Here is a 6,995-nt window from a genome sequence, read left to right on the forward strand (position 1 = left end):
GGACAACATTTCTTAACTATTTCAGAGATGGAATTACAAAGCCAAGTTGATAAGATTATAGAGAAAAAGCTATTAATTTTGTTGAAAGGAGTGTTTGATGCTTAATAATATTGTAGATGGAATATCTATTAAATTAGATAAATCATTTGGAAATGAATATACAATTTATAGCGAAGATGTAGAACAGGGTATAAATGAACCTTGTTTTTTTATTGTTCCTATAAATCCAAGCAAAGTACCTTATCCAAGTGGTAGAGAGTTGAAGAAAAATTCATTTGATGTACATTATTTTCCTAAAAGTGATAATAAATCATTTGAAATAAATGAGATAGCTGAGATGTTACTGGAGGAATTAGAGTATATAGAAATTGATGGAGACTTAGTTAGAGGTACAAATATGAATTTTGAAATTATAGATAATGTACTTCATTTCTTTGTTGACTACAACTATTTTACTATAAAGAGTAATGATATAGAAAAAATGAATGGTGTTGAATTATTTGGTGGGTTAAAGAGAGGTGATAAGTTTGAGTAAAACATTAAGTAAAGAAGATAATTATAAGTTTACTAAGGAGCAGATAGTTAATTCTAAGAAGTATGTAAATAGAAAAGACTTGTTAAATGCAATTTTAAAAGAAAATGAATTGTATTCTTTCTCAGAAGTAGAGGAAATAATAAATAAATTCATGAAAGGAGTGAGTTAATATGGCTTTAGGTGGAGGAACATTTGTAACACAGAATAAAATACTTCCAGGTGCTTATATAAACTTTATTTCAGCTAAGAGGGCAACTAGCTCATTATCTGATAGAGGTATTGTGGCAATGCCTTTGGAGTTAGACTGGGGCATAGATGAAGAAGTTTTCCAAGTCACAAGTGATGATTTTGAGAAATATTCAACTAAATATTTTGGATATGATTACACTCATGAGAAGTTAAAAGGTCTTAGAGATTTATTCAAAAATATAAGGCTGGGATATTTTTATAAATTAAATAAAGGTGTTAAATCTAGTTGTGCTATAGCCACAGCAAAGTATAGTGGAATAAAAGGTAACGACTTAAAGGTAATAGTAACAACCAATGTTGATGATAATACTAAATTTGATGTTGTAACTTTACTAGATAATAAGAAGGTAGATACTCAAATAGCAAAAGTTATTACAGACTTAGAAGATAATGACTATGTTATTTGGAAGAAGGATGCAACATTAGAAGCTACAGCAGGTTTAACTTTTACTAATGGAATTAATGGCGAAGCTGTGACAGGAGCAGAATATCAAGCTTTTTTAGATAAAATAGAAAGTTACTCATTTAATGCTTTAGGATGTTTGGCTACAACAACAGAGATTAAAAGCCTATTTATAGAGTTTACAAAAAGAATGAGAGATAAGGTAGGAGCTAAGTTTCAGACTGTATTATATAAGAAAAGTGATGCAGATTATGAAGGTATAGTATCTGTAGAAAATAAGATTAAAGATAAAGATTTAGTTGAGTCTAGCTTGATTTATTGGGCTACTGGAGCTATAGCAGGATGCGACATAAACAAATCTAATACTAACAAGCGATATGATGGTGAGTTTGATGTAGATGTTAATTACACACAAATACAGCTTGAAGAAGCTCTAAAAACAGGTAAGTTTATATTCCACAAGGTTGGAGATGAAGTACATGTGTTAGAGGATATAAATACTTTTGTATCATTTACAGATGATAAAAATGATGATTTTTCAAGTAATCAAAGTATTAGAGTATTAGACCAAATTGCTAATGACATAGCGACTTTATTTAATGATAAATATCTTGGTAAAGTGCCAAATGATAAAGCTGGTCGTATTTCATTTTGGAATGATGTAGTAAAGCATCATAAAGAATTAGAAAATATAAGGGCAATAGAGGATTTCAAAACTGATGATGTTAGTGTAGAGCTTGGTAATGATAAGAAAACAGTTGTAGTAAGTGATGCTGTTAAGGTTATAAATGCTATGAGCAAACTGTATATGACTGTTTCAGTTAGTTAGAGAGGAGAGTGAAAATATGGCTCAAACAATAAACGCTAAAGACACAGTCAGTGCAAAAAAAGCTGAGTGTTTTGTAACTATAGAAGGCAAAAGATATAATTTTATGCAAGCTATAGATTTAGAAGCTAAAATGGAGAAAAATAAAAGTGAGGTTCCAATCTTAGGAAGAACAACAAAGGGAAATAAAACAACTGGTAGTACAAATACTGGAAGTGCAACATTTCATTATAATACTTCTATTTTTAGAGAGTTACTTTATAGATATAAAGAAACTGGTGAGGATATTTACTTTGATATGCAAGTTACCAATGAAGACCCTACATCTGCTGTAGGAAGACAGACAGTAGTACTTAAAGATTGTAATATGGACAGTGGAATAATTACTAAATTTGATGCTGATGGTGAATATTTAGATGAAGACATGGACTTTACTTTTGAGGATTGGGAACTAGTTGAAAAGTTTAATCCATTGGCAGGAATGGAGTAAAATACACATTTATAAATTATAGATGTGTATTTTTTATGAGAAAAATTTAAAATAAAAGGAGATTAGGATAATATGAGTAATTTAAGTGCTTTTTTAGCTCAAAATGCAATAAAGATTGATAATGTAATGTATGTAGCAAGTGATAGATTCATAGATGAAAATGGAAAACCAGTAGAATGGGAACTTAAAGTTTTATCATCTGAGGAAGATGAAGCATTAAGAAGAAAGTGTACTAAAAGAGTAAAAGTTATTGGTAATAATGGTAAGCATACTGGTCAATACACTAGTGAAATTGACTATAACAGTTATGTGTCTGAATTATGTGTAGCATCTACAGTATTTCCGGATTTAAAGGATGCTGAACTGCAAAATAGTTATGGAGTTATGGGAGAAATACAGTTATTAAAAACAATGCTAACAGCAGGAGAATATGTAAATTATACAGTAAAAGTGAACGAAGTCAATGGATTTGATACATCTTTTGAGGATAAAGTAGAAGAAGCAAAAAACTAATTCGAGGTGGCGACTTTGATGCTAGTATTACTCATTATTGTATCCAAAAATTAAAGTGGAAGCCAGCAGATTATATGGGATTAGAAATTAATGAGAGAGCATTAGCAGCCGCCTCAATACTTGTAAAGATAGAGGATGAAGAGGAAGCAATGAAAGAAGCTGAAAGAGAAAGAAAGCGAGGTAGGAGAAGATAGAAAAATATAAAATAAATGCAGAATAGGTAAAATATGTAAGAATTATGTGTTATAATAATTGTAGCAAGAAGATATAATTTACAATCTATAGAGTGGAGTTCATACAAAAAAATTATCCTCCCAACATTGATAAGGGAGGTGAGTATGTATGGATAATTTTTTTAAAGGAGTACTAGAAAAGCTATCTGCTAGTTTAATAGTCGGTTTAGTTAGTAATCTATTTAAGAAAAATAAAAAACCACTCAGAGCTGGAACTAAGAGTGGTTGGGAACTTGATTTTAAAATAAAGTTCCATAAATTTAAAAAATAAACTCTGTTTATTATGAACTCCACTCTACCGCAAATAGATTGTAGTTCTTCTTGCTTTTATTATACCACAAATTAGAAAAAATATTGCATATAATATTTTTTATAGTCAATAAAAAGATGAAATTTTTTATACACAACGATGATAAATCTAACGGGATGAATAAATTTAATTGTAAATAAGAAAATACTTACTTAAATGGTAGGTGCTTTTGTTTTACCAAATTATGCTATAATATTGAGTGAGATGAGTAATTTGTGGGGGAATTTTACAATGTGGATATTAGTACCAATAATAACAATAGTATTACTTATAATAGCTGTTTCTTCTATGCAATATATTTTAGTTATGATAGCTTTTTTGTTGATTATATATTCTTTTATAGAAAAGAAAATAGTTATGGGTCTTGTGTCAGTTCTTTTTTTCACTTATTCAATTTATCTTTGTGCAACTTGGGAAGATAAATCCTTGATAGCAGATAATAAAGTTGAGACTGTTAAGGCACAAAGAGAAACTGTAGAAAGAGAAAAAGAAATGGAAAGAAGAAGAATACAAGAAGAAGTAGACAAAGAAAGATATATTGAAAAACATGGAATGGAAATATCAGAAAATGATTTAAAAGTTAAGCTAGAGGCTTTAGTACCTCAAGAATATAAGGGAAAGAAGTATGAATTAAAAGTAGGAAAATTTAAAAGATATAGTATGTATTTTGATTTAACTGTACAAAATGAAAAATTTAGTAATTCTGAAGAATGTAAAAAATTTGTAAAAGAAATAGCTAATGATCTTAAAAAAATTAAAATAAGCAAGGCGTACTTTAAGTTTCATTCAAAAGATGACGGTGGTATATATAATTCTGTTTATATTGATTATTTTAGAAACATACAAAATAATGTAGATAATGTTGAAAATTTAGAATTCAATGAGTTTGAACTTAAAACCGAAGAAGAAGAGAAGCGAGAACAAGAGAAAATAGAACAAGAAAAAAACAGTTATAATAACTACATTCAAAACAGAGTGGTTGACCCACTAGATAGAATAAAGAAACTAAAAGAGTTGCTAGATTCAGGAGCAATTACACAGGAAGAATATAATAAAAAGAAAAAAGAATTATTAGAATAGATAATATAGTAAGCACTTACAAATATGTAGGTGCTTTTGTTTTGCTCAAAATATTTTAAATTAATAGACTAAGTTCTTATTTTTAGATAGAATTATATTTGAGTAAAGAATTTAATAGGGGAGAGTATATTATGTGGAGAAAATTTAAAAAATTAAGTTTGTTGAAGAAAATTTTAGTAATATTTTTAATATACGTTGTTGTATTTACAGTATCAATGATGATTCATCAAGCTATACGAGATTCAAAAAATAGAAATGAAGTGGATGAAGGAAATATTACAAAAGAAAATATAATTAGTGAAAGAGAAAAAGAAGATATTTATAAACAAGAGATGCAAGCAAAAGTAGACTCTATTATACCAGAAGACTTAAAAGATAAAACAACATATTATGTTAACATATTAAACCCAACAAAAGGTGAGGGATATATAGTTAGTATTCAAGTGGAAAATTCTAGGTTTAATGATGAAAATGAGTGTAGAAACTTTACTAAAGAATTTGTAAACAATATAAAAGATATGAATGATATCCATTCAGTAAGAATAAGCTTTATTGTTGATGTAACACTCACTTATAATGTATTTTTAGATGATTGGAATAATATAAAAAATGATGTAAATTTAATTGATGATATAGAATTTGAAGCTAAAAGTTAGTTCTAGGATTAGAGTAGCTATACATAAGGCACTTACTTAAATGAGTAGGTGCTTTTGTTTTGCTCAAATTTACTCAAGTTGGTCGGTTGAGTAAAATAATTAGAAAAAAATGTTAAAAAACCTTGATTTATTGTCCGTACTATATTATAATTTAAGTACGGACAATAAAAAGAGAGGTGATAAGATGTCCAATAAATTAGGCAGACCACCAAAAGAAAATTCCAAAAAATTAAGATTTGAAGTTAGACTTAACCAAGAACAAGCTGATGTATTGAATGAGTGTGCTGAAAATCTTAAAATATCTAAAACAGATGTTGTAATTAGAGGAATTGAATTGGTGAAAGAGAAGCTTGACAAAAACAAATAAAAAACAGCCGCTGCACCGACCAAAGCACTTGCGACTGTTTCCCAAAGAAGTTACCTTCTATGAAATATATTCTATCATAGTAAGGTACTTCTTACAATCAAATTTAAGGAGGATTTTACTATGAATGAAATAATGAATTTTGAAGGAAAAGAGATTGAAATATTTGAATATAATGGGCAAGTTTTATTTAATCCATATGATTGTGGAAGATGTTTAGAGCTAAGTGATAGTGCAATAAGAAATCATTTGTCTAAAATGAATGATACTCAAGCTATCTTGTTAAAAAATTCAGCTGTCCTAGATAAGGACATCCGAAAATTAAATAACGCAGGTGAAAAGTTCTTAACTGAGAGTGGGGTATACAAGTTAATATTTAAATCTCAGAAAGAAGAAGCAGAGAAGTTTCAAGATTGGGTGAGTGATGAAGTATTACCTCAAATTCGACAACATGGTGCTTACATAACTAATAATGCTAATCCAGAAAAGTTGAGAGAAAAAGCAAGCGAAATTGAAAAACTACAACTAGCTTATAATAGTACATCTATGTTAAAAGAACTATTGGATGATGCAGGCTTTGACAATAAATCTAAGTTACTTACAGCAAAGACATTGTACAAGAAAGCAGGAATTGATTTACCAATAGAAATTGAAGAAGATGAATCTTTCTTTGATACAAAGCAAATAGCATCTAAACTGAAAATATATTCTAAAAGTAATAAACCAGCTCAGTTGGCTGTTTGTGAGATTATTAAAAAAATAAAGATAGAAGATAGTGAAGTTAAGGGAGTTTGGGAGACCAATGGTTCTTGGACTGGCACTGTAAATAAATATACAAAGAGTGTAATAGATAAAGTGAAAAATTGGATAGAGGAAAATAATAGACCTACTAAAATTGCAGGTGAGAAAAAGAATTTTCATGTCGTGTATAAGATTGAGTAAATGAGATTGTATTAAATAATTATATGAAACTTAATATTCTAAGGGGGATTAGTACAATGAGCAATAGCACAATTGATAATATATATGATATGAATAAAAGAGAATTAATTAAAGAACTTGCAATAATATTTGGAGAATTTGAAAAAATAAATCCTGAGAAGTTTCAAGAGTATTTAGATGTAGTAAGAAATATTTATAAAAAACAACAGAATAAAAATAATTAAGATATATATTAAAAACACTTACTAATGTAGGTGTTTTTTTAATGAAAGGAGGTGATTATAATGTAAAAATTTTACTGATATAGTATAATAATCTTATAAAATTATACTGGGGGATATTGTACTATGAACGATACATTAGAATATATATTTTGTAGTGAATGTGGCACGAA

11 protein-coding genes are annotated in these 6,995 nt (G+C 28.4%); all 11 read left to right on the plus strand.

The window, feature by feature from the left end:
- Positions 1 to 97: 97 nt before the first annotated feature.
- The 11 genes from KGF50_RS19455 (at position 98) to KGF50_RS19505 (ending at position 6,825) form a co-directional block, all read left to right on the plus strand.
- Positions 98 to 535, plus strand: coding sequence for a DUF6838 family protein (locus tag KGF50_RS19455; protein ID WP_227849589.1), 438 nt, complete (start codon positions 98 to 100; stop codon positions 533 to 535).
- A complete protein-coding gene (locus KGF50_RS19460; RefSeq protein ID WP_413926845.1) occupies positions 519 to 704 on the plus strand; it encodes a hypothetical protein in 186 nt (61 codons plus the stop codon). Before KGF50_RS19455 ends, KGF50_RS19460 begins: the two co-directional genes overlap by 17 nt.
- A 1-nt stretch (position 705) precedes the next feature.
- A complete protein-coding gene (locus KGF50_RS19465) occupies positions 706 to 2,016 on the plus strand; it encodes a phage tail sheath family protein (protein ID WP_227849591.1) in 1,311 nt (436 codons plus the stop codon).
- A 16-nt stretch (positions 2,017 to 2,032) separates the two neighbouring features.
- Positions 2,033 to 2,503, plus strand: a complete 471-nt coding sequence (locus KGF50_RS19470; RefSeq protein WP_227849592.1) for a phage tail tube protein — start codon at positions 2,033 to 2,035, stop codon at positions 2,501 to 2,503.
- A gap of 72 nt (positions 2,504 to 2,575) precedes the next feature.
- Entirely contained in the window at positions 2,576 to 3,016 is a 441-nt protein-coding gene (locus tag KGF50_RS19475) for a phage tail assembly chaperone (protein WP_227849593.1), read from the plus strand.
- A gap of 342 nt (positions 3,017 to 3,358) precedes the next feature.
- Positions 3,359 to 3,520: a type I toxin-antitoxin system toxin gene (locus tag KGF50_RS19480; protein ID WP_227849594.1), complete on the plus strand. Its 162-nt coding sequence runs from the start codon at positions 3,359 to 3,361 to the stop codon at positions 3,518 to 3,520.
- Positions 3,521 to 3,790: 270 nt separating this feature from the next.
- Positions 3,791 to 4,639, plus strand: coding sequence for an SHOCT domain-containing protein (locus tag KGF50_RS19485; RefSeq protein WP_021419168.1), 849 nt, complete (start codon positions 3,791 to 3,793; stop codon positions 4,637 to 4,639).
- Positions 4,640 to 4,770: 131 nt separating this feature from the next.
- Positions 4,771 to 5,295 (plus strand): hypothetical protein, encoded by a 525-nt coding sequence (locus KGF50_RS19490; RefSeq protein ID WP_227849596.1) that lies wholly within the window; start codon positions 4,771 to 4,773, stop codon positions 5,293 to 5,295.
- Positions 5,296 to 5,479: 184 nt separating this feature from the next.
- The gene (locus tag KGF50_RS19495; protein ID WP_227849597.1) at positions 5,480 to 5,662 is read left to right on the plus strand and encodes a CopG family transcriptional regulator; all 183 of its coding nucleotides are present in this window, start codon (positions 5,480 to 5,482) and stop codon (positions 5,660 to 5,662) included.
- 120 nt (positions 5,663 to 5,782) lie between these two features.
- Entirely contained in the window at positions 5,783 to 6,601 is an 819-nt protein-coding gene (locus KGF50_RS19500) for a BRO family protein (protein WP_227849598.1), read from the plus strand.
- 56 nt (positions 6,602 to 6,657) lie between these two features.
- Positions 6,658 to 6,825, plus strand: a complete 168-nt coding sequence (locus KGF50_RS19505) for a hypothetical protein (RefSeq protein WP_227849599.1) — start codon at positions 6,658 to 6,660, stop codon at positions 6,823 to 6,825.
- Positions 6,826 to 6,995 lie beyond the last annotated feature (170 nt).

This window comes from Clostridioides sp. ZZV15-6598 (genome assembly GCF_020657705.1).
In the GTDB taxonomy this organism is placed as follows: Bacteria; Bacillota; Clostridia; order Peptostreptococcales; family Peptostreptococcaceae; genus Clostridioides; species Clostridioides difficile_F.